The 25,893-nt window shown below is 36.5% G+C and carries 24 protein-coding genes; 4 read left to right on the top strand and 20 right to left on the bottom strand.

What is annotated here, in order from left to right:
* Window positions 1–24: 24 nt before the first annotated feature.
* Window positions 25–2,538: an ATP-dependent Clp protease ATP-binding subunit gene (locus BGC7_RS06365; protein ID WP_050700725.1), complete on the bottom strand. Its 2,514-nt coding sequence runs from the start codon at window positions 2,536–2,538 to the stop codon at window positions 25–27.
* Between the two features lie 544 nt (window positions 2,539–3,082).
* On the opposite strand from BGC7_RS06365, the gene BGC7_RS06360 reads away from it, so the two are divergent.
* Window positions 3,083–3,682 (top strand): IMPACT family protein, encoded by a 600-nt coding sequence (locus BGC7_RS06360; protein WP_050700724.1) that lies wholly within the window; start codon window positions 3,083–3,085, stop codon window positions 3,680–3,682.
* A 39-nt stretch (window positions 3,683–3,721) separates the two neighbouring features.
* On the opposite strand, the gene gldN (BGC7_RS06355) is transcribed toward BGC7_RS06360, so the two are convergent.
* The 6 genes from gldN (BGC7_RS06355) to BGC7_RS06330 form a co-directional block, all read right to left on the bottom strand.
* Window positions 3,722–4,765, bottom strand: a complete 1,044-nt coding sequence (gldN, locus tag BGC7_RS06355; RefSeq protein WP_050700723.1) for a type IX secretion system ring subunit PorN/GldN — start codon at window positions 4,763–4,765, stop codon at window positions 3,722–3,724.
* A gap of 5 nt (window positions 4,766–4,770) precedes the next feature.
* The gene (locus BGC7_RS06350) at window positions 4,771–6,195 is read right to left on the bottom strand and encodes a T9SS ring complex lipoprotein PorK/GldK (protein ID WP_050701065.1); all 1,425 of its coding nucleotides are present in this window, start codon (window positions 6,193–6,195) and stop codon (window positions 4,771–4,773) included.
* A gap of 76 nt (window positions 6,196–6,271) precedes the next feature.
* Complete coding sequence (locus BGC7_RS06345) at window positions 6,272–7,222, bottom strand: PorP/SprF family type IX secretion system membrane protein (protein ID WP_050700722.1); 951 nt, start codon at window positions 7,220–7,222, stop codon at window positions 6,272–6,274.
* Window positions 7,223–7,427: 205 nt separating this feature from the next.
* Window positions 7,428–7,916: a hypothetical protein gene (locus BGC7_RS06340; RefSeq protein ID WP_157258671.1), complete on the bottom strand. Its 489-nt coding sequence runs from the start codon at window positions 7,914–7,916 to the stop codon at window positions 7,428–7,430.
* Between the two features lie 192 nt (window positions 7,917–8,108).
* Entirely contained in the window at window positions 8,109–9,014 is a 906-nt protein-coding gene (gene miaA / locus BGC7_RS06335; RefSeq protein WP_050700720.1) for a tRNA (adenosine(37)-N6)-dimethylallyltransferase MiaA, read from the bottom strand.
* A complete protein-coding gene (locus tag BGC7_RS06330) occupies window positions 9,014–9,565 on the bottom strand; it encodes an IS1096 element passenger TnpR family protein (protein ID WP_050700719.1) in 552 nt (183 codons plus the stop codon). The genes miaA and BGC7_RS06330 overlap by 1 nt, the downstream gene beginning before the upstream one ends.
* 623 nt (window positions 9,566–10,188) lie before the next feature.
* Here BGC7_RS06330 and BGC7_RS06325 point away from each other — a divergent pair.
* On the top strand, window positions 10,189–10,695 hold the full coding sequence (locus BGC7_RS06325) for an outer membrane beta-barrel protein (RefSeq protein ID WP_050700718.1): 507 nt from the start codon (window positions 10,189–10,191) through the stop codon (window positions 10,693–10,695).
* Window positions 10,696–10,754: 59 nt separating this feature from the next.
* Here BGC7_RS06325 and BGC7_RS06320 read toward each other — a convergent pair whose 3' ends face one another.
* The gene (locus BGC7_RS06320; RefSeq protein WP_050700717.1) at window positions 10,755–12,209 is read right to left on the bottom strand and encodes an ATP-binding cassette domain-containing protein; all 1,455 of its coding nucleotides are present in this window, start codon (window positions 12,207–12,209) and stop codon (window positions 10,755–10,757) included.
* 189 nt (window positions 12,210–12,398) lie between these two features.
* On the opposite strand from BGC7_RS06320, the gene BGC7_RS06315 reads away from it, so the two are divergent.
* Window positions 12,399–13,070: an OmpA family protein gene (locus BGC7_RS06315; protein WP_242034419.1), complete on the top strand. Its 672-nt coding sequence runs from the start codon at window positions 12,399–12,401 to the stop codon at window positions 13,068–13,070.
* Between the two features lie 278 nt (window positions 13,071–13,348).
* On the opposite strand, the gene gldN (BGC7_RS06310) is transcribed toward BGC7_RS06315, so the two are convergent.
* The 9 genes from gldN (BGC7_RS06310) to mce all read right to left on the bottom strand — a co-directional run bounded on the left by gldN (BGC7_RS06310) (window position 13,349) and on the right by mce (window position 22,606).
* Window positions 13,349–14,209 carry a type IX secretion system ring subunit PorN/GldN gene (gene gldN / locus BGC7_RS06310; RefSeq protein ID WP_050700715.1) on the bottom strand — a complete coding sequence of 287 codons (861 nt, stop codon included), beginning with the start codon at window positions 14,207–14,209 and terminating at the stop codon, window positions 13,349–13,351.
* A gap of 16 nt (window positions 14,210–14,225) precedes the next feature.
* The gene (gene gldM / locus BGC7_RS06305; RefSeq protein ID WP_050700714.1) at window positions 14,226–15,797 is read right to left on the bottom strand and encodes a type IX secretion system motor protein PorM/GldM; all 1,572 of its coding nucleotides are present in this window, start codon (window positions 15,795–15,797) and stop codon (window positions 14,226–14,228) included.
* Window positions 15,798–15,831: 34 nt separating this feature from the next.
* Window positions 15,832–16,758 carry a type IX secretion system motor protein PorL/GldL gene (gene gldL, locus BGC7_RS06300; protein ID WP_050700713.1) on the bottom strand — a complete coding sequence of 309 codons (927 nt, stop codon included), beginning with the start codon at window positions 16,756–16,758 and terminating at the stop codon, window positions 15,832–15,834.
* Between the two features lie 72 nt (window positions 16,759–16,830).
* Complete coding sequence (locus BGC7_RS06295; protein WP_050700712.1) at window positions 16,831–18,960, bottom strand: T9SS ring complex lipoprotein PorK/GldK; 2,130 nt, start codon at window positions 18,958–18,960, stop codon at window positions 16,831–16,833.
* 335 nt (window positions 18,961–19,295) lie between these two features.
* Window positions 19,296–19,760, bottom strand: coding sequence for a hypothetical protein (locus BGC7_RS06290; RefSeq protein ID WP_050700711.1), 465 nt, complete (start codon window positions 19,758–19,760; stop codon window positions 19,296–19,298).
* Between the two features lie 128 nt (window positions 19,761–19,888).
* Window positions 19,889–20,338, bottom strand: coding sequence for a biotin/lipoyl-containing protein (locus BGC7_RS06285; RefSeq protein ID WP_050700710.1), 450 nt, complete (start codon window positions 20,336–20,338; stop codon window positions 19,889–19,891).
* A 16-nt stretch (window positions 20,339–20,354) separates the two neighbouring features.
* Window positions 20,355–20,531 carry a hypothetical protein gene (locus tag BGC7_RS18025; RefSeq protein WP_185112952.1) on the bottom strand — a complete coding sequence of 59 codons (177 nt, stop codon included), beginning with the start codon at window positions 20,529–20,531 and terminating at the stop codon, window positions 20,355–20,357.
* A gap of 22 nt (window positions 20,532–20,553) precedes the next feature.
* Window positions 20,554–22,104, bottom strand: coding sequence for an acyl-CoA carboxylase subunit beta (locus tag BGC7_RS06280; protein ID WP_050700709.1), 1,551 nt, complete (start codon window positions 22,102–22,104; stop codon window positions 20,554–20,556).
* A gap of 88 nt (window positions 22,105–22,192) precedes the next feature.
* Complete coding sequence (gene mce, locus BGC7_RS06275; protein ID WP_050700708.1) at window positions 22,193–22,606, bottom strand: methylmalonyl-CoA epimerase; 414 nt, start codon at window positions 22,604–22,606, stop codon at window positions 22,193–22,195.
* A 327-nt stretch (window positions 22,607–22,933) separates the two neighbouring features.
* Between mce and BGC7_RS06270 the strand changes: the two genes are divergently transcribed.
* On the top strand, window positions 22,934–23,197 hold the full coding sequence (locus BGC7_RS06270) for a hypothetical protein (protein WP_050700707.1): 264 nt from the start codon (window positions 22,934–22,936) through the stop codon (window positions 23,195–23,197).
* 158 nt (window positions 23,198–23,355) lie between these two features.
* Here BGC7_RS06270 and BGC7_RS06265 read toward each other — a convergent pair whose 3' ends face one another.
* The 3 genes from BGC7_RS06265 to BGC7_RS06255 all read right to left on the bottom strand — a co-directional run bounded on the left by BGC7_RS06265 (window position 23,356) and on the right by BGC7_RS06255 (window position 25,893).
* Window positions 23,356–24,072 (bottom strand): head GIN domain-containing protein, encoded by a 717-nt coding sequence (locus tag BGC7_RS06265; protein WP_050700706.1) that lies wholly within the window; start codon window positions 24,070–24,072, stop codon window positions 23,356–23,358.
* A gap of 66 nt (window positions 24,073–24,138) precedes the next feature.
* Window positions 24,139–24,528: a DUF423 domain-containing protein gene (locus BGC7_RS06260; protein ID WP_050700705.1), complete on the bottom strand. Its 390-nt coding sequence runs from the start codon at window positions 24,526–24,528 to the stop codon at window positions 24,139–24,141.
* Between the two features lie 3 nt (window positions 24,529–24,531).
* Entirely contained in the window at window positions 24,532–25,893 is a 1,362-nt protein-coding gene (locus BGC7_RS06255; protein ID WP_050700704.1) for a citrate synthase, read from the bottom strand.

Genomic DNA, 25,893 nt, shown 5'->3' with positions numbered 1-25,893 from the left:
CCATTCTTCATTGTATAAATACTACTATTTAGCGATTGCTTTCAATTTATCATTTTCTTTATCCACTTCGAAAGTTATAGTACCACCTTCTTTTACAGCTCCAGACAGTACCAATTCTGCAATCTCATCCTCTACATAGTTCTGAATTGCACGCTTAAGTGGACGGGCTCCAAACTGGACATCATACCCTTTCTCTGCAAGGAAATTTTTTGCATCCTCATTCAAGTCTATGATATACCCAAGTTCTGTCATTCGCTTGTTGAAACCCTTCAATTCTATATCTATAATCTTTTCTATAGATGTTTTATCCAACTGGTCGAAAGTTATGATGTCATCCACCCTATTCAAAAATTCAGGAGAAAAAGTTTTGTTCAAAGCTTTTTGAAGCACACTTCGTGAATATTCTCTATTTGCGGCAGATTGTTTATTAAACCCAATACCTCCACCAAAGTCCTTCAATTGACGAGTACCAACGTTCGATGTCATGATCAGGATAGTGTTCTTAAAGTCGACCTTACGGCCAAGACTATCTGTCAAGTGCCCTTCATCCATCACCTGAAGAAGAATATTATAAACATCTGGGTGCGCTTTCTCTATCTCATCAAGTAGTACAACCGAATATGGTTTCCGACGAACTTTTTCGCTCAACAATCCACCTTCTTCATATCCCACATATCCGGGAGGTGCTCCGACCAAACGAGATACATTAAATTTCTCCATGTATTCACTCATATCAATACGAATCAATGCATCCGAAGAGTCAAATAATTGCTCAGCAATCATTTTAGCCAAATGAGTTTTACCAACTCCAGTTGGACCAAGAAACATAAATGAACCTATCGGCCGATTTGGATCTTTAAGACCTATACGGTTGCGTTGTATAGCTTTCACAATTTTATTTACTGCCTCATCTTGTCCCACGACAGCAGCTTTAAGGCTATCTTTCATACCGATCAGCTTAACACCCTCTGACTCCCCTATTCGCTGAACAGGTACACCTGACATCATGGATACAACCTCGGCAACCATTTCGGCATCTACTGTTTCCGGCTTCTCTTTCAGAGAGGCTTTCCACTCAGCTTCTGCCTCATCCAATTTAGCAACCAGTTGTCGTTGAGTATCTCTAAAGCTTGCAGCCAACTCGTACTTCTGAGCTTTTACAGCATCACCTTTCTGCTCAATAACGTTTTTCAGCTCCGCTTCTATCTCTTCAATCTCTTTAGGAACATGAATATTCGCAATATGCATACGAGAACCGGCTTCATCTAACGCATCGATAGCTTTATCAGGAAAATTACGGTCAGTTATGTACCTATCAGTAAGTTTAACACACGATTGCAAGGCCTCTTCGGTATACTTTACATTATGATGTTCCTCGTAACGCTCTTTTATGTTGTGCAGGATCTGCAAAGTTTCCTCAGCTGTAGTAGGATCTACCAGAACCTTTTGGAAACGACGCTCCAATGCTCCGTCTTTCTCTATATTCTTACGATATTCGTCCAAGGTAGTAGCACCTATACATTGTATTTCGCCACGAGCCAAAGCCGGCTTCAACATATTTGCTGCATCAAGCGAACCTGTTGCACCGCCTGCCCCTACTATTGTATGTATCTCATCTATAAATAAGATAATATTAGGGTTTTTAGACAGCTCATTCAGTATTGCTTTGATACGTTCTTCAAATTGCCCACGATATTTAGTTCCTGCTACCACAGATGCCATATCCAGCGCGATAACACGCTTATCAAATAACACACGTGATACCTTTTTCTGTGTAATACGTAAAGCCAAACCTTCGACAATAGCCGATTTTCCGACTCCGGGCTCACCAATCAGAATAGGATTATTCTTCTTACGACGGCTTAGAATCTGGGCTAAACGCTCTATTTCTTTTTCTCTACCTACGATAGGATCAAGTTTCCCCTCCATCGCAGCTTTAGTCATATCTATGCCAAAGTTGTCAAGTACAGGCGTATCTGTTGCCTGACGAGGTTGCTGTGTGCCAACATTAGAATTGTTTGCAACAGCCTCATCTTCATCTTCGTCATCATCTGTAAAGTCTGCACCCATACGAGGCGATTCTTTACTATTATTGCTCAATATATCACCCATACTTTTTATATAGGTAAATGCTCCATTATAATCCATATGATAATCTTCTAACAGCATTGCCGTAATATTGTCATGATCTTTGAGAATAGCTAAAAGCAAGTGCTCCGAATCAGTTTCCTGACTACGGGTCAAGCGAGCTTCCAGAATACTCATTTTAAGTATTTTCTCTGTGCTTTTGCTCAATACTACTTCACTGTTTGGGTATGCATCCTCCTGTTGCTTTAATATGTTATTATCAATACTTTCTTTAAACTCAGTCAAATCTATTCCAAAATCCTTTAATGCCTGTATGGCTAATCCATCTCCATTGCGTAGAATACCAAGCATCAAATGTTCAGGAGCCAGATAGTTAGTTTGCAGACGTCCTGCCTCTTCCCGACTATAAGACATGATCTTGCGAACCCTTGTTGAAAAATTATTTTCCATAACCGTCTTATTTGATGTTTTATGCGTAATCGCGTTTAATACAAATATAAGATATACTTTCTAATATTATTTAGAGATAATCTTAATTAACTTCACTATTATTATTCAAACAAAAATGATGCCATAAAGTTTATAAGCATGTTACAAATTAGAGAATAATTTTTCAAAAAGTCATAACAAATTAAACAAAAACAACATTATTTACAATAAATATTTAACAAAATATTAATATGATATTTTTTTTATATTTTATATATCATTTTGCTTGTGTATATAAAAATAATACTTTACTTTTGTAATGTATTTTTCATGGTATTAGATTTATGGTTAGGAGTGAAGATTGGTTGTCGTGATGACAACCATTCCTTTTTTCATCAAATTTCTTCCTAAACAAACAAGACGTAATGCACTTATAATATGATATATACAAAAAAAACATTTAGATAAAGCACCATCCAAAAATCGTTATCATCAATAATTCATCAGACAACAGACAATACTCTTTCTATTTACATATACTACAAAACTATTATCTTTGTATGGTATGGATGATATTTTTAAAACAATAACAAAGGTTTCTAAGGCTATTTATACCGAAAAGCGTAGTAAATTCATAGCCTATGCCATCCCTATACAATCAGTAGAGTGTGTGAAAACCGAGCTAGATAAACTACGCAAGGAATATTACGATGCCAGACATATATGTTGGGCATATATGCTCGGAGCTGATAGAACTGACTTTAGAGCAAACGATGATGGAGAACCTTCCGGCACTGCAGGAAAGCCTATATTGGGACAAATAAACTCAAATGAGCTGACAGATATCCTGATAGCAGTGATACGTTATTTTGGAGGTATAAAATTAGGTACGAGCGGACTTTTTGTTGCATACAGAGAAGCTGCCGCCATAGCTATATCTGAAGCCGAAATAGTAGAGAAAACCGTAGACTGCAATACCTCATTCAGCTTCGAATATCCTTTTATGAACGATGTAATGAAGATAGTTAAGGATCTCGAGCCAATTATCCTTAACCAAAGTTATGATATAAACTGTATAATGACACTACAGATAAGAAAGTCCTTATTCGATGAATTAAAGAACAGATTAAGCAAAGTGGAAAGCTTAAATTTTATAAACGAATAAGAGAACCCTTGCAGCCTCTCTTTTATTTTCATATCATCTTTAACGTCTATCTCTTGCCGAATAAGACACGCCTGAATTACCTGATGATTTTGGCTTACTTCTTTTAGGAGTTTTAGCTTTGCCTTTCTTAATGTTACTGTTTTGCTCCAGAGCTTTAATAGAATCATTGAGAACCCACAAACCTTTATCAAACTGCCTCAATTCTCCTTCTATCTTTTCCTGAGCTTGCTTTAAACCTTCTTCTGTCGGATACTTCTGATTCAGAAATTTATTCTCCATATTAGTAGTCTTAAATATCTCCCCATCATATAGTCTCATACGAAAAAAGTCGTCTATGGTTTTATTCATAACATTATTTAGATCAGAGGTCATAATAGGCATACGAGCAGCATACGGACGAATATTCTCGTAGGGAATCCAGAACTGAGGCTCACGCAATCCCATACTTGATGAAGCACCAAGATCTACCCCATCCAAATATTCCTGTCGAAACAAAACCGGACATATGGCTACAGTCTTTACTCCCAATACAGAATTGGACTGATCGAAATACCATGCTTCTTTTACATAATACCCAAGAGCTTCATTACTTGGAATACTAAATTCGTCATATACAAACGCATCTCCATTCTTCTGATAAGGTATTTCCAAACGTTCCAGTATATTACCAAAATTAACCTTCAATTTGTCTGTAAAAAAATCTTGACCGTTATTCCAGTCATAAGCAATAAGATTACCGTCTCCCATCAGCTTGAAAATCATTGTATAAAGATTCATTTTATCTCCAATAGGTTGCACCGGATAAAACAATGCTGCATTTTTCCCTTTAGACAAATCGAGAAAACGATATACTTCACGCATCCAGGTAGCATTAGACAAGTCTTTGTTTTGCTCTGCATTCATCATCTCCGAACGAACAGAAAGCTTAGCAACCTTAACGCCTTCATTTTCTGTAACACCACGCTCCTGTTGCTGTTTCTTTGCCAATCTGTCACGTAGCGACGAAGATTGCTCTTGCGCAAGAGCATTAATGGCAAACAGACAGGTGACTAATATAATAGTTATTAAATATATTCTCTTCATTGCTTTTATTTCTTAGATTTTGCAAATCCGACTTGTGTCCTCACACACCGGAATCCAATATAAGACCGGGGCTGATTTTGAAATTCTCCTTCTCTCAAATCGCCTCGAATATTTCGTCCCACATCTTTCCACGAACCTCCTTTTACAACTTTTTTCTTTATTGCATAAGGATCTTCCTTTGCCGCGTCATATTTATATTGTGGATTCATATCATTCATCATAGCACTTCCCGACTCTGTATAAGCCGTGGATGTCCATTCCGAAACATTCCCAGCAAGATCATAAATTCCGAAACGGTTCGGAACATAAGACGCTACTCTGGCCGGAATCAAGTTACCATCTTTTGTGTAATTTCCTTCTCCAGGCTTAAAGTTTGCCATAAAACAGGCTTTCTCATCCATTGTACCATCTTTATCCCAAGGGTATTTATTCTCTGTTCGACCATTACGAGCAGCAAATTCCCACTCTCCTTCGGTAGGCAAACGGAAGTTTTCTATAGGACGGGAGTTACGGGGTTGGCCCATACGATAAAACTTGGTTCTCCATTCGCAGAATGCAGTTGCCTGCTCCCAAGTCACCCCGACTACAGGGTAATCATTATATCCGGGATGAGAAAAATACATCCGCATATAAGGCTCATTGTACGCATTATTAAAATCATTGACCCAAACAGTAGTGTCGGGATAAATATTTACGATCTTGGTATGTACGAAATCATAAAGAGAGGTCAACGGGCGCACTATTGTCTGATTGACAGGAACACCTTCCTCATTTATATATGCTGTATCTTTAGAGATCATCACCACTTGCCCCGGATCGACCATTATATCTGTATTAAGAATACGATCCTGAGGATTGATTCTATTGCGACGCTTAGCAGCCTCGGTATAATCGAACCACTCGTACATAAAGTTCATTTGTTTAGGGTCTATTCCCTTTTGTCCTGTTATAGGATGAACCGTATAAACACTATTTATTGCTCTTTCCTCCTCCTCTAAAGGTCTCTTTGGAATAGGCTTTTTCCAGTCCAGATATGGTTTTACGGGATCACCATAGCGGTCTTCCGTTATTTTGAAGGTCTCATCACCACCAAAGGCCGGATCAGCTAATCTTTCACGAATAATAGAATCTCGCACCCAATATACAAACTGGCGATACTTTGAGTTTGTGACTTCCGTTTCGTCCATCCAGAAATTATCGACTGAAACTCCTTTAGGATTAGCCTTTATATCCCATAAAGAATCACTTTCGGCAGGCCCCATTTCTATAGAACCGCGCGAGACAAGAACCATTCCATATGGAGCAGGTTCTGCCCAAGAAGACCCTTTTTCTCCGGTAACTTCTCCACCAACGCCTGAATTTCCTGTCGATCTACCACAGGAAACGAACATCGTAAGTGAAACTATAATAATAAAAAACAATTGTTTCATATATAATGCTTTGACAGCTTTTCTTTTGTAATTTTGTAAATAAACAATTCTATTTTGTGAGATCAACTTATTTCCGCTATAAAATTCTTATACTCTTACTTATACCCGGTTCCCTTTTCTTTGTTAAAGGAATACTATAACGTATAAATAACTCATGACTACCATTACCAACTTTCGACAATGCCGATGTAGAAAGATCGTATGAATAGCCTGCATCGATATTCCGAATTTTTACGCCTAGCAAAAATACAAAACCTTCATCTTTTCTCCAAGATATTCCGCCATTGAACATCTTATTATATTCAACTTTTGCCGTAACGTCTATTTGGTATGTAACAGCATCAGATTTAAAGAAAGCAGAAGGCTGCAATTCTAGTAACGGATTATTTAGTTTTATATTGTATCCTCCCATCAAATAATATGTACGTGCAATATAAGCAGAAAGATCGTCCCCTAGATCAAATTTAGGATCCCATAGGTGAGTAGCAGAAAACCCGACATAGTAGTTCGGAGCAATCCATGCCACACCAAGTCCGGCATCTATTGTTTTATCACCGATGCTCCCCATAGGCTTTGCCGGATCTAAAGGATCGTGATAATCGCTATCGGGTATATGTATTTTGGCTGCATCAAAATCTATATTCATCAATCCGGCTTGCAATCCGACATGCAGAAACCGATTATTTTTAAACTTAAACTTATATGTATATTGTCCCATTACATATGAGTTTGAAAACAGACCGATCTTTTCGTTTGTCACAACAGCACCTACACCATGATCTTTACCCAAAAATTTCAACGGCATATTTATAGATACTATTGAAGTTACCGGCGCATTAGTCATCCCCACCCACTGGCGACGATGTAACATAGCACTCTCTATATTATTTGTTTCTGCGATGAAAGCAGGATTATAAAAATTCTTCATTCGCCAATATTGACTTATCTGAGCATCCCACTGTCCATATACAGCTTCAGTGCAGAAAACCAACATTAAAACAAACAATATTATATATTTTACCTTCATCCAAAAATAAAGAGATACAGGGTGCAAAGTAACTACAATTTATTTATAAACAACGACTAAGCTTATCATAAATTGTGCGGATAGAGTAAATTAAGAAAGCTAACTCTATCTTATTAGCTATCTTTTCAAGTAGCCTTAAATTAATAACAGGCCTGATTATACAATTAATCAAGCCTGTTATTTCGATATAATTAACTATTAATTATTATTTCGGAACGTTGAATTGATCCAACATAAGAGTTATCCTAAATTCATATTCTGCTAATATATTATCATTTCTTTTCATGTCGGACGGCTGAAAGAAGAATGCTACTTCGCCGGGAGTAAAAGCACAACTTATCCTTACCGAATAAGAAGGATCAGTTCCATTTTGGGGAAATATAATATTATAGGGCAACATTTCTAGCCATTCATTATCAAGCCCCGGGTTCACAAACACTCCTCCGACCATTGAGCCATAATTATATATATCTGAGCTCAACTCATTCAACTCGAAGAAACACTCGTAACGACCATCTACAGCATTCCACACCCATTTATTTTGGCTGTTGCCGACCACAAAATTATAGTTGGTAGCTTCAGCTCCCGTATAATATTCTTCTGTAACTCTTGTAATGTCATCACCACAGCTACTAAACCCCATTAGTCCTGTCATAATAACTAATGACATAAGTAAATACTTTAATGTTTTCATATATCTTTTCTATTATAATTATATTCAAATATATTGATTAACATCCAATTTAACAATAAAATGTAAAAGCCGTTATCTAAAGGTTGATATTATCACTTTTATTAACACTTTACATCTATTCATATATTGAATTACTTTTTTGAAACTTATTGTTTGTGTCTTTTTATTACTAACAGCAATGATAAAGATAAATCAAGAAACTATATCTATTATTGTATTTAAAGCATCTTCACCTTGAGCCGTTGACAAATTTATCCAATTGATCTCTTTATCTCTCTTAAACCACGTCATCTGTTTACGAGAATAAATACGAGTACTTTGCTTTATTTTTTCAATTGCAAAGTCCAATGTCCACTCACCATCAAAATACCTGAACAGTTCTTTATAACCAACAGTATTTAATGAATTTAGATGCCGATAAGGATAAAACCGCTTAGCTTCTTCGAACAACCCCATATCCATCATATCATCAACCCGCCGATTAATTCTATTATAAAGATCTTCACGATCGCGCATCAGACCTATCTTTTTTACAATAAATGGACGAGGCTTCTTAGTTTTACTCCGAAATGAAGAATAAGGCTTGCCTGTCATAAGACAAACTTCTAAGGCATGTATCACTCGTTTATAGTTCTTAAGATCTACTTCATTATAAAAATCAGGATCAAGAACCTTCAACTGAGCCCTGATAGGCTCAAGTCCTTCTTGTTCATATAGAGAATAGAGCTCTCCTCTCAAACTTTCATCTATAGTAGGAACATCGTCAATCCCATTGCAAAGAGCATCAATGTATAACATAGACCCTCCTGTGGCTACTACCGTATCGTGTGTCTTATGTTGTGTGGCAATTACAGACAATGCATCCTGCTCAAATTCACTGGCGCTATAGTAATTTTCTACATTGAGCATCCCCACTAAAAAATGAGGTACCCGCCGCAATTGATCTTCTGTAGGAGCAGCAGTCCCTATTTCCAATCCTTTAAAAAACTGACGTGAATCGGCTGATATTATCGAAGAATCATAGTGTTCGGCTACACTAAGACTTAGTTCTGTTTTACCTACTCCGGTAGGACCAAGCAGGACTATAAGTTGTTTCATTAATATTCTTCATCGCTTGGGGCAGCAACATCATCAAGCCCATCAAACCCCTCGGTATCAAGTTCATCCATATCGTAGCCCTCGTCGCCATAGAAATTTTCGCCTACATCGAATGTTGTAACACTGGTGGCAACCGTGTCAAAATCGACAAACTGCGCAGGAGCTTGACCCACAGACTGAGTACACAAAGGCTCTTTAATATCTTTACCGGTAATGATCTCTCTCAGCTCCATAAAGAAAGCCCTTTCTGTCATATAGTCGAATACATACATAAGTTTTTGTCTCTCATCTTCCAGAAAATCGTCTAATACAGAGGCTTCCATTGTAAATGAGTCTTCATCTGAACTCGTATCCATTTCAACAAGAGTGATCTCTCTTTCTTTTTCCCAGTCATCGCCACAAATAAAAAAAGATGTCATCTCACCTTCTTTATATCCAACGGATTTAATAATCGCTTTGTGCAGATCATAGAATGTAGCATCTGCATTTATCTGAATTTCCCGTTTGAAGTCTTCCACTTCATCTGACAAGAGTAAAAACCGAAATATCATTATTTATTATATTATTTTATTTACAATTCAAAATTAATACTTTTTTCATAAAGAAAAATACTGTTACAGAGAAAACAAGTTTTTTTAGGTATGGCCTCTAAACTTTTATTATATTAATACGGATCGAAGGTTAACTATGCCTTAAATATCTGTTTGCTCGCATGCTATCAAACACGATTTTAACTAAAACCGGACAAACTTGTACTCTTTTTCTCTTATCTTTTCATTCATCATTCAGCCTTTATTCAATCAGCTTCCTCACTGATATATAGATAAATCTTTTAATATCAACTACCGATTCCTTTATATAATAATTATTGACGAATTTCATAGAAACAATCCTTGTTATTAACCACATTGAACGAGCAGAGGTAAGCCTAGCTCCTACAAATACAATAATAGAAATATATGATTTTTACAACTTAATTATTTTTTAACACCAATTAGCACCGAATCAGCATAAGACTATAAGTAAAGCACTCAAAACAAACTACATACACAAAACAAAAACTAACGAAACAAATAAATAATACAGATTATTTTACAAAGATTAATATTTTATACTATCTTAGCAACCTGAACGAGCTTTATAAACAATTAAATAATTAGAGAACTTTTAAATTATGAAAAAATTATTTTTATTATTGGCTTTAGTAGCCATCACAAGCACAGCAACTTTTGCCCAAATAGGAAAAGGAGAAAAATCTGTAGTAGCTAACGCAGGTTTCCAGTCTGACCCTATGCGTTTTCTTATTGGAGCTCAAGGACGTTATAATATCATAGACAATGTGCGTATTGCTCCTGAGGTATCATTTATATTCCCTAAGGACAAAGTAATGGGTCTTGATATAAACCTGAATGCTCATTATGTTTTTGATTTGAGTAGCAGTGCAGAAGGTTTGTCTCTATATCCTTTAGCAGGTTTCGCTATGCAAAATTATCGTATAGCAAAGCGAACATTTTATGGTGTAGAAATACCTTCAAGCAGTGGTACTAACTTCGGATTCAACTTGGGAGCCGGTGGATCTTACGATCTAAGTAGTACAAATTACCTGAATGCTGAAATGAAATACACTTTCAGCGATGGAGATTGCTTCACGTTCACAGTTGGTTACGGATTTAAATTCTAATAAAAGAATTCAATCAGATAAAAAAAGGAATACCAAATGGTATTCCTTTTTTATTTTTATTATTTATTTTTAGTCAACACCAAACGTTTATCTACGACTTTTGGTATTTCATTTTCGTAATGGGTTACATAAATCAGTGTTTTCCCTTGAGAGCAGAACTCTTCAATAACCTGCTTCACTAATTTTTTATTATCCGAATCAAGGCCATGCAAAGGCTCATCCAAAATCAATAGATCGGGATTCTTCACAAACACCCTAGCTAGCAAAACTAAACGTTGCTCTCCCGAAGATACGTTTAAGAAAGAAGTTTCCTGTAAATGAGCGACACCAAATACTCCCATCCATTTCAGCGCTACTTTTTCCTGTTCGGCATTACATTTCCTATACAATCCTACCGTATCGAAAAAACCGGAACCTACCACATCGAGACATCTTATGTTTTTAAGATAGTACAAGTGCATCTCAGGTGAAATATACCCTATGCGCTTTTTTATATCCCAAATACTTTCTCCGGAACCACGGCGACGGTCGAAAAGAATAATATCATTAGCATAAGCCTGTGGATTATCACCGCATATAAGACTCAACAGGGTTGACTTTCCTGCCCCATTCACACCAAGAAGAGCCCATTTATCTCCCTTTTCTATTTTCCAGTTCAATCCATTAAGTATTGTACGCTGTCCATAACTGATCTTAATATCAGTAAGGATTGCAGCACCATTAAAGTCAGAGATATTTTCTTCATTTCTTTCAAACGAATCTGGTAATTTAGGAAGGCTTCGTACAGGGAAGAGACTGTTTACATGTTTTTCATCAGAAAAGAACTCTTCTCTACTAACAACTGGTAACAGCCCTTTCTCCGACACAGGCAAGATATGTGTTATCAGTTCCGGAACATCATGAGGATTCGATAAGACTAAAATAAGTTGTAGATTTTCAAAATCAGCAAGTTTGAAAAGCAGTTCATTTAACGTAAGTCTGGAAGCTGCATCCAGTCCTATATAAGGATTGTCTAAAATCAAAACTTTGGGCTTTGACAACAAAGAGCGTATGATCAAGAACTTCCTTAACTCTCCACTTGACAACAAATTAACTTCTTTTTCCAGTAACTCAGAGACACCAAACCAATCGACTAAAACATCTAACCAAGAATCATCTACTCCCAAAACAAGGTCTTTTACTAAAGGGACTTCTTGTTCGTCACCTTTATTCCATCTCTGCTGATAATAACTATTTCCTGTATCTATTATGCTATAGATATCTCTAAAAGCAACATATTTTATCAATTTAAAGACAGACTTTTCATTTCCATCCAAATCTTGACAAACAATTTCTCCCGATTTTAAAGCATACTTACCAAGTAATGTATCTATCAATAAAGTTTTCCCGCCTCCATTTGGGCCTAATACAGCCCAATGCTCTCCTGATTTTAACTTCCAAGAGATCGGATTTCTGAATCGTAAATACTCCTGTCTTGCAACTACTTCATTTAATTTTAATACTATTCCTGACATTTTAATTATAAAAAAGAGATTAAAGATAACTAATTAAAAATCTATCCATATCTCAACATAAATAAAAATGAACAAACTACTATTTTCTGTGTTTAAAAAGAAAGTTAATTGAGAATAATATATTAATTTTGTATCTTAGTATATAATATAATTTAGGATTTTCCTTAACACCGTAATCACAATATGAAAATGAGATTTATATTACTACCAATACTTTTAATAGTATTATCACTTTCACTAAACGCACAAAACAGAGTCACGACAGAAAAAAAGGTTGACCCTTGTGCTTGTGAATCTGTAAGAGACTCTGTATTACTCCAACTCAACAGCAGAGAAGAAATCATCGTAGTGAAAAGAAGCGCTCAGCAGCTTAGTGTAAGCCAATCAGAAATGGCTAAACGCAGAAAAATGTATGATTGCCCAGACATTTTAGCTCCGGCACCTCAGGCAGAGAGTAAAAAGATAGATGAGCCTACAAGAAGGCCTATAGATGCTAAGCCTGAAGAAAAACCAATCATTAAGAAAGATCCGTTTTTCTTACCTGATCCTGTTTTCTTCCGTATAAACAAATGGGTAATAGATCAGGCTGAATGGGCCAAAATAGAATTGGCGGTAGATCATCTTAATAAGAATCCTGAGGCAACTGTGGTTGTTACAGGTTATGCAGACAAAAAAACAGGTAATGCTGCTATAAATCTAAAATTGTCTAAGAATAGGTCTGAAGCTGTAGCTAAAGCTATGGAAACAAAATATGGGATTGCCAAAAACAGAATATCAGTAAACTGGAAAGGAGACGGACTACAGCCATTCCAATTAGAGAATGACAAGAATCGTGCAGTACTCTTCCTGATCAATCCATAACAAGAATAAACCTACATAAAAAAGGCTTTAATAGATCTATTAAAGCCTTTTTTATACCCTACAAAATACTATTAAAAGAATCAAGACACAATATGTCATTCGCAGATTAAATGCCAACAACAGTCACCCAGATCACATTAAGGATTATAATTAATACATCTGTATTTTCTTTGAAAGAAATAGAGTCCATAACAATTCTATTTCAACTCATTACACAAACAAAGAAGACAGAGATAATATATCTCTGTCTTCTTTATTTATTATAACATAAGACTATATTATCGTCTTCTTTCTGCTGCGTAGAACTTTGCCTGAATATAATCCAACTCGTTTTCTATACGCTGACGTTCTTTGATAAGATCTTTCATTTCAGGGAAGTAGTGAGACAATTGTCTCAAACCAACTTGATATATACATCCTCTGTACCATCTATTTCTTATGATGTCGAATATAGAAGCATTACTTAAAACCGGTGTTACATTAGCAACTGCAACAGGAGATTTAGCTCTGGCCAAATATACACTCACATCATCAAATGCAACCCAAAACAAAGGATAGTATTTACCTTTTTCTAACAATACCGGACAAATGTGAGTAACTCTTACATCTCCTTTAAAAGTCTTTATATCGAAATACCATCTTTCCTTTACCAAGTAGTGAGATATTTTGTCAGAGGGAACATTCTCCAAGTTATATTTAGTGCTTTCCCCATCAGGAGTAATCATATTGTCATACAAGACTTTCTTAGCATCTAAAGCTTTACTATCAGTAATCTCCGGAGTAGCACCATACTCATACGCTTTCACGGTATTAGTACTTATAAGATTTATTAATAAAGAGAATAAATTCACTCTATTGTCCGTTGACTTAGCCGGATAAAAAAATGTTTCATTACCTTCTGTATCCGCAGCTATCTGACGATATATCTCTCTAGACCATATCGTTGATGAATAATCATTCATAGAGTTCTCCATAACAAAAAGTTCGCGCGAAGATATGTCTGTTGCTGCATCTTCGGCTGTATTTGTTACAACATCTACCTGATCCAATATTCTGGGTCCATTATTTGCTGCGTTTTGTGCAATAAGCGGACTCGCTAGAAAAAAACCGCCTAAAATTAATGAAATCAAATATTTCATAATACTTATTTTTGTGTTAATTAATTCTTACTTCCATTGGATAAACTTCTCGGTCTATTCCATCCGGCCCTTTCACCTTTATACTAGTAATAAAGAACTGTGTACCTCTATTCATCCGACGGATTTGTTCCATCTGACGAGACGAAAAGTTTGCTCCGTTCGACATCTCAGGACTAACATTCCCCATAGCATCTATCGCCATCGTTCTAAAACTAAGTACATTGAAAGGAATATTTAATATACCATCATCAATAGATGCCTTAATTCCAGTTGCACTTAATATAACTGCTCTGGCCAAAGAGCCTTTTCTAAAGATACGTGTATTTCCATTATGATCTTTATATTCTATATATGGTAACGGCTCTGGCAATGCACGTATTCTAAATTCTTTAGATGCTATTTGCTGCGTAGCTCCATTTACATTAGCAGATACAGCTATAATAAACTTCTTACCAATATTGGAAGCTGAAGGTTTAGCAATCCATTGACCATTTGAGCCTTGAACTAAAGTACCGCCTTCCATTGCTCGGGCAGTTACATCATTTGTAGCAACTCCCGGAACTGATATGCTAATTGGATTGTCAATACCTGCATAAAGCACATCCATCAATAATGGCGCAATAGTAGCCATAGGTTCCATTACGGTGTATTTCTGTGTAAATTCACGACGTAGAGGCCTTCCCATTCTATCTATTAGTTCTATAAAGCCACTAAACGAATTAGCTCCAATAACTCCGGCAGGTCGCTCATACAAACCGTTATTTGCGGTTGGTAACTCTTTACCATCTATTACTATCTTAGGACGCTGAGTTGTATCTACTGCCGCCAATATTATATTAGCTTTATAAGTAGTTCCTCTCATCACCATATTTGATTGAGGAATAACAAATGCACTCAGTTCATTCACCCTGATATCCTCTAAATCTATATTTTGAGAAACAACATTGAGGACTTCGCCTTCTGCCTGTCTTATATTCACCTGCAATTCGGACAACAAAGTAACAGCTGCTATACTTGGCATTTTTTCGAAAGAAGCCTGAAGCCAGTTTTTTCTATCTTTTTTTGCTCTTTCCGATGGTTCAGTAGAAAGGGTTCTTCTTACCACTTCCTTCTTTTCCTCATCATTAATCAGCCCAACAACACTCTCGCGGTACTGATCCAATCTTCTTTTCAGCTCATTCCCCTTTCCTCCGATAGGAGATAGCATAACTTCAGAAGCAGCATCTAGATTATCTTTAGACTCTAAATTATTTACATCTGCATCAGCTCCATCCGATTCCTTTGCAATTTGCAATTTCAATGATTGAACAAAATCAAATAAGGAATCTGTTTGAAGTTTAACTCCCTGTGCCGTAATAAAAGACTTCTCTGCTTTCTCAGAATTAGCTGCATATGCAGCATCTATTTCAGAATATATTTTACGATTTCTTTCCTCAGCAACTTTAATAGATTCCTGAAGATTGTCATTCATCAATACAAAACCATCAAGTACTTCTGTCGATATATTCAGGGCTAGCATCGCTATAAAAACGAGATACATCAGATTTATCATCTTCTGTCGCGTTTGTTGCCCTTTAGTTAATGCCATCAGTTATCTTCTTTTTAATTTCTAATCAAAAAAATCAGAAATTATTCTGGTTCATATTGCTATTATTATTTGTTGTCATAGCCTGCAAAAGACGCGCATATACATTATTCAATGATTCAATATGCTTTGTCATTTTTGCAGATTCTTCTCTAAACATATAACTATCGCCAATAGCTCCATCGTACAGATTTTTCATCCGTTGCAAGCTATCATTTATATATCTGATGGCTGCCATTTGTTCCGAAATAGTTTGTAGCTGACCGCTGAACACCTCATTCAATCCACTTACATTTTGATTTAATGTAGCCAGATTATCAGCGAACCCATTAGCATCCGTAACATTTCGATAGGCATCTAGTATTTTTTGAGACGCTTCATTCAAAGAATGTATAGTATTGGAAAAGTCATCAAGATTCTGAGCAGTATTAGATAAACTTTGTGCGTATTCCGGATTTATCGAGTTCCCAGAAGAAGAAGGTGCTATATTTCCTACAGAAGAGTTTCCGGAAGAAACTACATTTGAAGGTGCAGGCTGGCCTCCGACAGAAACAGAAGTTCCTTGTTGTTGCAATCCACCAAAAGAGCCATTTCCTCCTCCGGCTACAACCACAACATGACCAGATGCTCCCGTAGTTTTGACCTTACTCTCTTTAGATGTAGTATTACTAATATCTTCTAAAGAATCAACTCCTCCAATAGCACTACCACTACCTACAATGACACCGCCATTAGTTTCAGACTCGAGACTACCAATAGACGCATAGTCGAATCCGGCAACAACAAAGACCAGAACTTCGACTATCATACCTGCCATTAAGATATAATCGCCTCCTTTAAAATGCATAATTTTACACATTGCTCCTGCAATAACAACTGCAGCTCCCCAGCTATATAAGACATTAAATAAAATTTGCCCTTTTCTACTGGCTAAGAATAGTCTAAAATTATGCATTTTTCCCATTTACTTATATATTTACAATAACACTAATATTTACCACAATATAAAAACAACGTTATATATTGTTTTTTAGTATTATTTCAATCTACCTTTTTCATCAACGCCCCACGATCTCACACATCTGAAACCGATAAAAGAGCGGGCTTTATCTTGGAATTCTACAGAACGATCACCTGATTTTACAGTTGCATCTTTCCATGAACCTCCTTTTATTATTTTACGTTTCAATATTGCAGGATCTGATAATACTGCTCTATAGCTAAAGTCAGGATTTGCTTCATCTGCCATACGATCTACAGACTCAGTAAATGTTGTTGTAGTCCATTCTGCAACATTACCGGCCATATCATACAATCCAAATCGATTTGGCAAGAAAGAAGCCACAGGAGAAACAAGATCTTTAAGATCTTTAGATGCTCTGAAGTTAGCATGAGCCAATCCATCTCTTGTATGAGTTTCGTCCGAATACCATGGATATTCAAGCTCTGAGCGTCCATTTCTTGCAGCAAATTCCCATTCTGCTTCTGTTGGCAAACGGTAGCCTTCGAAACCAACTAAACCGCATTTACCATCCTCAATATATTTTTTTGTACGCCATGCGCAATACGCATCAGCAGCCTCCCATGTAACACCCACCACAGGGAAGTTATCATATGCTTTTGAAGAGAAATAGTGTTCTACATATTGCTCACTCTTAGCATTAGCAAAATCTGTCATCCAACTCATTACATCCGGATATACATTTACGATGTATGTATTGGTAAAGTCTGCCTTATCTCCTTTAGATATTCTCGATAGAGTTTCACGAACAATATCCCCTCTTAGATTTACATACGCAGTATCTTTTGTTATCACGATCGATTTAGCTTCACCATCACGCATTTTAGCTAAAAATGCATAATAGCTTTTCGAATCGAACCAATCATATTTATAATTGATTGTAGATGTTATAATTGCATCTTTATTATTTCCACCAACAACACTGGCAATAGCAGCAGCTTCTCTCTGAGTAGGGTTTTTCCAAGGAATAGGTTTATGCCAATTCAACCGTTGTCCTACCGGATTGTATGCTTCATTAGGTCGTACCAATACTTTGTATGTAGGGTCGCCTCCATATGAAGGATCGGCTAGTCTTTCACGTACAATAGAGTCTCTTACCCAAAACACGAACTCTCTGTATTGTTTATTTGTCACTTCAGTCTCATCCATCCAGAAAGGACTTACTGCAACAAGTTTGCGAGGAACAGAATCTCCCCATAAAGGGTCTACACCTGTACCCATTTCGATATTACCTCCGGGAACAAGTACCATATTATCACAACCACGAGCTATATTATACGGTAGATTCAGACGAGTTTCAATTGCAGGGTCGATATATTTAGGACGCCCAAACTTATAGGTAATACCAGCAGTAACCTGAGCTATACCATTATTACTCATATCTCCATTCTGTCCATCAAAAGAGTCACTGATCAACACTCCTCTACCTTCAACAAACACTTGAAAATCTCTAAAGATAGAGTATGCCATATGGCCACCTAGACTCGCTCCAAAGAAAGTGTTATTAAGAGTTCCTCTATGAGCAAATCTCTGATAAAGACCAACTCCAAGAAACGGATGTATTTCAAACTTTCTGTTAGGAGTATAACCTTGCAACAAATTTAACAGATTTAAAGATATATCTCCTGAAGCACTGAAATAACGAAGATGTTGCATATAATAATTTTCGTTTTCATTCCATTTAGTAGGATGCCAACCACGTTTTGCATCATACACATAATCAACACCTTCAACCCATCCCATATATCCCCAAGATGGATCTTTTGTTATCAGATTAGCTTCATTAGTACCATTTTTCCACCATCTGGAATAAGTTCCACTCCAACCATCATTAAAACCATGAAGAGAACCTCCTGAAAACTGGAGACGTAAGGTTACCAAGTTACCCATACGACGACCAATGGTCAAAGTTGGAGCATATGTTAGCCTACTGGAAAGTGAAATACGATTTCCGGCCACACCATTATCATCCTCGCCAAAATAAGTCTGGACACCAGACCCAACAGAAATAAACCAGAGAGGATCTTTCAATAAGTATTCGTTTCGAGAAGGAACTGAATACGACCCAGGTCTTTCCGACTGGGCATAAAATACTATTGACACACAGAGCAATAGCAGTGAAGTTAGTAAAGTCTTTTTGTTCATATATTCTATATCAGTTATTACAACTATATATCAAGTGTCGCAAAGATAATATATATTTTTTAATATATTAATTTAATATACTAAAATTACATCTTAGAGAGTTGAATCTCGTAATAATAAGGAGTTTATAATATCACTTCACTCTGATCAGACAAGCTTAATATTAAATTCAATTTATTTATAATATAAACAGAAAAACAAGGTTATTGTTTTCGAAAATAAGCCTTATTATTTTATAGAGACAACAGTATATATATTTACAGATATTAACACTTGAAAAAATATCAAGAGGCTGGATTCTCATAATCCAGCCTCTTGCCATATATTTTATTATTTTACTTGTGCGTATAGTTTATAAAGAATAAAACTTTAGAGATACCCGCTTGAGGATAATCGTATTGATAATCTTCTGTTTCGTCCAACTCTACAGTCAAAGCATTTTTGTTAACAACTAGCTTTGTTATACCACCACCATCTTCTTCACCATCAATAGTTGTTGTAAGCAAGTTGTCTTTGTAGACGTAAGAACCTCCATATGAAAAAGTACCATCTTCATCTTCTCCGGCCATTACAAAAGTACCATTTTTATTAAACGTTATTGTTTGAACACCATCATTATAACCTATAGCATCTTCTTTTATCAGGCCTTCCACGGTTTTATCTGTTGCTACAACAGACACTTCAGTTTTAGAGTATTCCCATGTTCCTACGATAGCATCATCGTCATCGTCGCTACAAGAAGCAAATCCAATTAATAAAGAAACAGCAAGTACAGAAAATAATAGTTTTGAAAGTTTCATGCTTATTTAATTTAATTAATAATAATAATAATATAATTTCACTACAAGACAATAGACGCAAAAAAAATAAAATGCTGCATGGACTTATTGCCTACAGCATTTTATTTTAATATTCTATTATGTAAATCTTATGCAATAGCTAAAATCACGACTCCTTCTAGAACAGAGTCTCCAACATTTACATTAATACTCTGAACTGTACCATCTATAGGTGCAGCCAATGCATTTTCCATCTTCATAGCCTCCAATGTAGCTACTTGTTGGCCTTTTTTCACAACGTCACCAACATTTACATTGATAGCAACTACAATACCCGGAAGCGGTGACTTCAATGCGCCGGCACCCGATACAGTACCTGAGCTAGCAGGGGCAGAAGCTGTAACTTTAGGTGCAACAGGAGCAGAAGCTACAGGAGCTTTTGCTGCCGGACGCGAAACAAAAGTAACTTCTTCTTCATTGTTTACTAACTCTACCGAGTAATTAGTTCCGTTTACAGCTACTTCGGCAACAGAGTTATCCATCTTATTTACGGCAACTACGTATTCTTGACCGTTAATTCTATATATGAATTGTTTCATAATAATATTTCAAGTTTTATTTTCTTACTGGCTGTTGAAGCATAGCATTCCCTTTGTCTGCCCATGGCAAATAATCTTTTGACACATGCTTTATAGTCAGCACATTGCTTTCTACATCATGTTGGTCTTGCATATCATATATAGCCATGGCTATAGCTGCTAAAACTTCTGTCGGTATATAATTATCACTCATAATTTTTTAATTTTTAGAGGAATTATAGAGGCAGGTTATCGTGCTTTTTAGCCGGATTAGCTTGCCTTTTTGTTCTCAGTTGTTCTAACGCACGTATAACGCGGAAACGAGTATTACGTGGCTCAATAACATCATCAATATATCCGTAGCGAGCTGCATTGTATGGGTTACAGAACAGTTTGTTGTACTCTTCTTTCTTCGCAGCAAGAGCTTCAGCCGGATTGGCAGCTTCTTTGATGTCTTTTGCATAAAGAACTTCTGCGGCACCATCAGCACCCATTACTGCTATTTCGGCACTAGGCCATGCATAATTAATATCACCACGAAGTTGTTTACAACTCATCACAATATGAGAACCTCCATATGATTTGCGAAGGGTTACAGTCACTTTAGGCACAGTAGCTTCCCCGTAAGCATAAAGAAGCTTTGCTCCGTGAGTAATAACACCACCATACTCCTGTCCTGTACCCGGAAGGAATCCCGGAACATCAACAAGTGTTACCAATGGAATATTGAATGCATCGCAGAAACGCACAAAACGAGCAGCCTTACGTGATGCGTTGATGTCAAGAACACCAGCCATATATTTAGGTTGATTAGCCACAACACCAACAGACTGTCCGTTCATGCGAGCGAAACCAACAATAATATTTTTTGCATATGAAGAATGTACTTCAAGAAACTCTCCATTATCTACAACGGCACCGATTACTTCATACATATCGTATGCTTTGTTCGGATTGTCAGGTATAATTTCATTCAACAGATCATCCATTCTTGCGATTGGATCTGCACATTCGCGACGAGGAGCTTCTTCCATATTGTTTGAAGGAAGAAAACCGAATAATTTCTTAATCAGACTTATACCTTCATCTTCGTTAGGAGCTGTAAAATGAGCTACACCAGACTTGCTTGCGTGAACACTTGCTCCACCAAGTTCTTCCTGAGTAACATCTTCACCTGTCACAGTCTTCACAACTTTAGGCCCTGTCAGGAACATATAAGACAAGCCTTCTATCATAAGAGTAAAATCTGTAAGAGCAGGAGAATATACTGCACCACCGGCACATGGTCCGAAGATACCTGATATTTGAGGGATAACCCCCGAAGCAAGAATATTGCGTTGGAAAATCTCTGCATATCCAGCTAGAGCATTTACTCCTTCCTGAATACGTGCACCACCCGAGTCGTTAAGACCGATTACAGGAGCACCTACCTTCATTGCCATGTCCATCACTTTACATATCTTCATGGCTAAAGTTTCTGACAATGATCCTCCTATCACAGTGAAGTCTTGTGCAAAAACATAAACTAAGCGACCTTCTATTGTTCCGCAACCGATAACAACACCGTCACCAAGGAATTTAGTTTTTTCCATTCCGAAGTTTGTACAACGATGTTCTACAAACATATCGAATTCTTCGAAACTACCTTCATCAAGCAACAATGATATACGTTCGCGTGCAGTGTATTTGCCTTTTGCATGCTGAGCTTCTATTTTTTTCTCACCTCCACCGAGGCGAGCTTTAGCACGAAGCTCCATCAGCTCTTTTACCTTTTCAAGTTGGCCCATGTTTTTTTATTTTAGATTCTAATAATTTGAAAGTTTTTTTACGCAAAAAATGACTTTATCTTAATCGTAAGTAAAGTCATTCTGTGATTTATTTGTTAGGATGTTCGCACAATTCGGTAAGTACGCTTCCTGTTGATTTTGGATGAAGGAAAGCTATCTGAAGACCTTCGGCTCCTCCACGTGGGGCTTTGTCGATCAACTGTACTCCCTTAGATTCCATTTCAGCCAAAGCATTTGCAACACCATCCTGCACGCTAAATGCGATGTGATGAATACCTTCGCCTTTTTTCTCAATAAATTTGGCGATTGTACTGTCCGGGCTTGTAGGCTCAAGAAGCTCGATTTTAGTTTGTCCTACTTTAAAGAAAGCAGTCTTCACCTTTTGGTCTTCTACTACTTCAATATTGTAGCATTTTAGACCTAAAACACCTTCGTAATAAGGCAATTGTTCTTCGATGCTTTTTACAGCAATACCTAAATGTTCGATGTGTGAAATATCCATGATTTAATATGAATAAAAAGTTATTATTTAGTTCCGCGCAAAGGTACTATTAAATTATAAGACAACGAAATTAAATTTACAAAAAAAACTTCAAATATGCACATAAATACAAAAAGTGTGCAATACATCTTACATAGATAATAGCGACACATCCTTCTCTAGAAAAAGCATTCTATAAGTAAATTGGCTCGCAAATCATAAATCTTTGTTAAATAAGCCCTCTGAATGTTTATAATGTTTTAAATGAAGACGTTTCTCAAACATTTGACAACAAACATTTGTTTATTTTTTGAGGGTTTGTAATCTAATTTATTAAAGCAGGATATTATGAAAAAAGAAAGAATGTTTAAAGTGGGAGATATTCTTTATCGAGTTGACCCACGCAAGTTGTCTGTCAAGGTAGTGAAAATATACAATGTAGATGAAACGTATAATTATACAACAACTACTTACGAGAATTTCTCTATAGAATGTGAAAAAAAACACTTTCGGATACCGTTTAATAAGCTTCCATTCGAGTTTAAAGGACTTTGGTATTTTCTTTACGAAGAGGATGCTAATAGTTTTCTAAAAGCCCAAATGGGTTTATAGACGCCCTATTTCAGAAATACTTATATCACTTTAATACCTTCGTCCTTGTTCTATACAAGCAAAGGCTAACAATATTACCAAAAGAGGACAAGTAAATAAAAACTCCGAATTCAGAGATTTAACTGAATCCGGAGTTTTTTATTAAATTACATCATTACTCAATCGGCCTTAACAACTTTTCCCGATCCGGCTATTGATTGATCTATTTTAGGATCTCCTTTATATTGTACGTTTCCGCTTCCGGCCACATCAACCCTCAGATACTTATTAGCAGACACAAAAAACTCTCCGCTTCCGGCAAGCTTACAATTAACGGAATCAGCTTGCAGATCAAAAGCATGAATTTTACCGCTACCGCTTATTTTGGTTCCGAACAGCTCTGCAATACCTGTTATTTTAAGGTCACAAGATCCGGCTATCTTAGAATTTATTCTTTTTGCCACTATACTATCTATAGTAACCTCTGCACTTCCTGCAAGCTTTATATCAAAATCTTCTGTTTGTAGCTTTCCTTTTATCAGAGCTTTTATAGAACCACTCGATACAATACCGGCCAATTCTTTAGAGTTAGTATAGATATTATATTTCGATGGTTTAATTTTCTTTTCACTATCTATAGTAAGAATTCCATCTTTGGTTTCAATAACTAATAAGGGAAGTATATTTTCATCGGTTTCTATTCTCAAATATGGAGCATCATTAACTTTCTGTTCATATTCGAGTGTCGCTCCACCACTAAATTTTATTGTACTATAATCTGAGATATTAAACTCTTGTTCTTTAATTACTTTGTTTCCTTTCACCGATTTAAAATCACAAGACTGAGCCGTATAAGCTATTAGAAGTAGACTAAATGCATAAAAAAAAGTTTTCATATTGATATGTTTTTTGTTATTGTTACAGATATGACTCAATTGTATCGGATTTGGTTACAAAAAAGATCAGGATATTTTCATTTTTATAAAAAATATTATCAATAAAATCCATCCTGTTATTAAAAATGCGCCGCCAATAGGAGTTACAGGCCCAAAAGATTTAAGATTCACATTCCAGTATTCGGCAAAGCTCAACAAGTAAATACTGAAAGAAAACAGCAATACTCCGACCATCAGACATATAGCAGCCCATTTTTCGATAGAAGTAGAAAAGCTCAATGCAAACCCCAATATAAGAAGCACAATAGCATGATATATCTGATATTTCACCCCGGTTTCGAAACTCACAAGTTTTTCGGGAGACAATATGCTTTTAAAAGCATGAGCACCAAACGCACCTAATATTACAGCCAAAGCTCCATACAAACCGGCTATGATTAATACGAATTGCTTCATAAATTACATTCTATCTTTAATAGAGACATATTCACGTATATCCGCAGCATTCTTATATGCCGGACGAATAATACGCTTTTGTTTGAAGTTGAGTTCCTCTATACGGTGAGCACACCAACCCACAATACGAGCCATTGCAAACAAAGGAGTAAATATTTCTTGTGGGAGACCTATCATATCGTAAACAAAACCCGAGTAAAAATCGACATTCGCACAGACTTGTTTTTTCACAGATTTACCTTTTTTTTCCATAAAGTTATATATGGCGCGCTCCTCAAGCAGACTCATGAAATTAAACTCATCTTCGCGTCCCTTTTCAATGGCCAGATCACGAGCCATTTCTTTCAACAAAACTGTACGTGGATCGGAAATAGTATATATAGCATGCCCCATACCATAAAATAACCCTGTTTTGTCATACGCTTCTTTATTCAAAATCTTCAGAATATAATCGTCTACTTCTTCTACACTACTCCAATCCTTGACATTCTTTTTTATATTCTTCAACATATCCACAACCTTTAGGTTAGCCCCTCCATGCAAAGGGCCTTTCAGAGAGCCTATTCCTGCCGCAATGGCAGAGTATGTATCAGTTCCGGTAGAGCTGGTTACACGCACTGTAAATGTTGAATTATTACCACCACCATGATCTGCATGTACCATAAGCGCTAAGTCAAGAATTTTCACATCCAGCGGTGTATAATGATGACCTTTCATCATATATAAAAAATTCTCAGCTAGAGACAGTTCTGGCTGAGGGTGCCGTATATGCAGCGACTTACCTTCACTATGCCTTAGTGCATTATGCGCATAAGCCACTATTGTAGGAAAAGTTGCCACCAAGTTCAAAGATTGCTTAATCAGATTTTCGGGTGTTGTATCATCCGGCTTTTGATCGAAAGTATATAATTCCAGAACGCATCGTGACAAATAGTTCATTATGTCGTTTCCTACCAAATCGAGAATATGCATTACTATTTTTGCATTAAGATCCATTGTTTTACTCAAAAGCTGAGAAAACTCAGTAAGCTCTTCTTGCTTAGGAAGATTTCCGGACAAGATCAAATACACGACCTCTTCAAATCCCAATCGGTTCTCTTTTTGTGCACCTCTCACTATATCTTCAAGACTAATTCCTCGATACATCAATTTACCGGGTATTGGATAAGTATCGCCCTTTTCATCACGATCGTACCCAACTACATCTCCAACCTTTGTAAGTCCGACAACAACTCCGGTATGATCTTCGTTGCGTAAACCTCTCTTTACATTATGTTTTTGAAATAGCTCATTATCAATACTACAAGTATTTGAGACTGTATTCGAAATTCGGTCTACTATTTCATTATTATTTAATCTTTCCAT

Origin of the sequence: Dysgonomonas sp. BGC7 (genome assembly GCF_001261735.1) — a bacterium.
Classification (GTDB): Bacteria; Bacteroidota; Bacteroidia; order Bacteroidales; family Dysgonomonadaceae; genus Dysgonomonas.
This window is presented reverse-complemented; position numbering and strand designations above follow the sequence as displayed.

Excerpts from the sequence above, each read along its gene's own strand:
- BGC7_RS06365 (WP_050700725.1), bottom strand. The coding sequence starts at position 2,538 with ATGGAAAATAATTTTTCAACAAGGGTTCGCAAGATCATGTCTTATAGT.
- BGC7_RS06360 (WP_050700724.1), top strand. The coding sequence starts at position 3,083 with ATGGATGATATTTTTAAAACAATAACAAAGGTTTCTAAGGCTATTTAT.
- gldN (WP_050700723.1), bottom strand. The coding sequence starts at position 4,765 with ATGAAGAGAATATATTTAATAACTATTATATTAGTCACCTGTCTGTTT.
- BGC7_RS06350 (WP_050701065.1), bottom strand. The coding sequence starts at position 6,195 with ATGAAACAATTGTTTTTTATTATTATAGTTTCACTTACGATGTTCGTT.
- BGC7_RS06345 (WP_050700722.1), bottom strand. The coding sequence starts at position 7,222 with ATGAAGGTAAAATATATAATATTGTTTGTTTTAATGTTGGTTTTCTGC.
- BGC7_RS06340 (WP_157258671.1), bottom strand. The coding sequence starts at position 7,916 with ATGAAAACATTAAAGTATTTACTTATGTCATTAGTTATTATGACAGGA.
- miaA (WP_050700720.1), bottom strand. The coding sequence starts at position 9,014 with ATGAAACAACTTATAGTCCTGCTTGGTCCTACCGGAGTAGGTAAAACA.
- BGC7_RS06330 (WP_050700719.1), bottom strand. The coding sequence starts at position 9,565 with ATGATATTTCGGTTTTTACTCTTGTCAGATGAAGTGGAAGACTTCAAA.
- BGC7_RS06325 (WP_050700718.1), top strand. The coding sequence starts at position 10,189 with ATGAAAAAATTATTTTTATTATTGGCTTTAGTAGCCATCACAAGCACA.
- BGC7_RS06320 (WP_050700717.1), bottom strand. The coding sequence starts at position 12,209 with ATGTCAGGAATAGTATTAAAATTAAATGAAGTAGTTGCAAGACAGGAG.
- BGC7_RS06315 (WP_242034419.1), top strand. The coding sequence starts at position 12,399 with ATGAGATTTATATTACTACCAATACTTTTAATAGTATTATCACTTTCA.
- gldN (WP_050700715.1), bottom strand. The coding sequence starts at position 14,209 with ATGAAATATTTGATTTCATTAATTTTAGGCGGTTTTTTTCTAGCGAGT.
- gldM (WP_050700714.1), bottom strand. The coding sequence starts at position 15,797 with ATGGCATTAACTAAAGGGCAACAAACGCGACAGAAGATGATAAATCTG.
- gldL (WP_050700713.1), bottom strand. The coding sequence starts at position 16,758 with ATGGGAAAAATGCATAATTTTAGACTATTCTTAGCCAGTAGAAAAGGG.
- BGC7_RS06295 (WP_050700712.1), bottom strand. The coding sequence starts at position 18,960 with ATGAACAAAAAGACTTTACTAACTTCACTGCTATTGCTCTGTGTGTCA.
- BGC7_RS06290 (WP_050700711.1), bottom strand. The coding sequence starts at position 19,760 with ATGAAACTTTCAAAACTATTATTTTCTGTACTTGCTGTTTCTTTATTA.
- BGC7_RS06285 (WP_050700710.1), bottom strand. The coding sequence starts at position 20,338 with ATGAAACAATTCATATATAGAATTAACGGTCAAGAATACGTAGTTGCC.
- BGC7_RS18025 (WP_185112952.1), bottom strand. The coding sequence starts at position 20,531 with ATGAGTGATAATTATATACCGACAGAAGTTTTAGCAGCTATAGCCATG.
- BGC7_RS06280 (WP_050700709.1), bottom strand. The coding sequence starts at position 22,104 with ATGGGCCAACTTGAAAAGGTAAAAGAGCTGATGGAGCTTCGTGCTAAA.
- mce (WP_050700708.1), bottom strand. The coding sequence starts at position 22,606 with ATGGATATTTCACACATCGAACATTTAGGTATTGCTGTAAAAAGCATC.
- BGC7_RS06270 (WP_050700707.1), top strand. The coding sequence starts at position 22,934 with ATGAAAAAAGAAAGAATGTTTAAAGTGGGAGATATTCTTTATCGAGTT.
- BGC7_RS06265 (WP_050700706.1), bottom strand. The coding sequence starts at position 24,072 with ATGAAAACTTTTTTTTATGCATTTAGTCTACTTCTAATAGCTTATACG.
- BGC7_RS06260 (WP_050700705.1), bottom strand. The coding sequence starts at position 24,528 with ATGAAGCAATTCGTATTAATCATAGCCGGTTTGTATGGAGCTTTGGCT.
- BGC7_RS06255 (WP_050700704.1), bottom strand. The coding sequence starts at position 25,893 with ATGGAAAGATTAAATAATAATGAAATAGTAGACCGAATTTCGAATACA.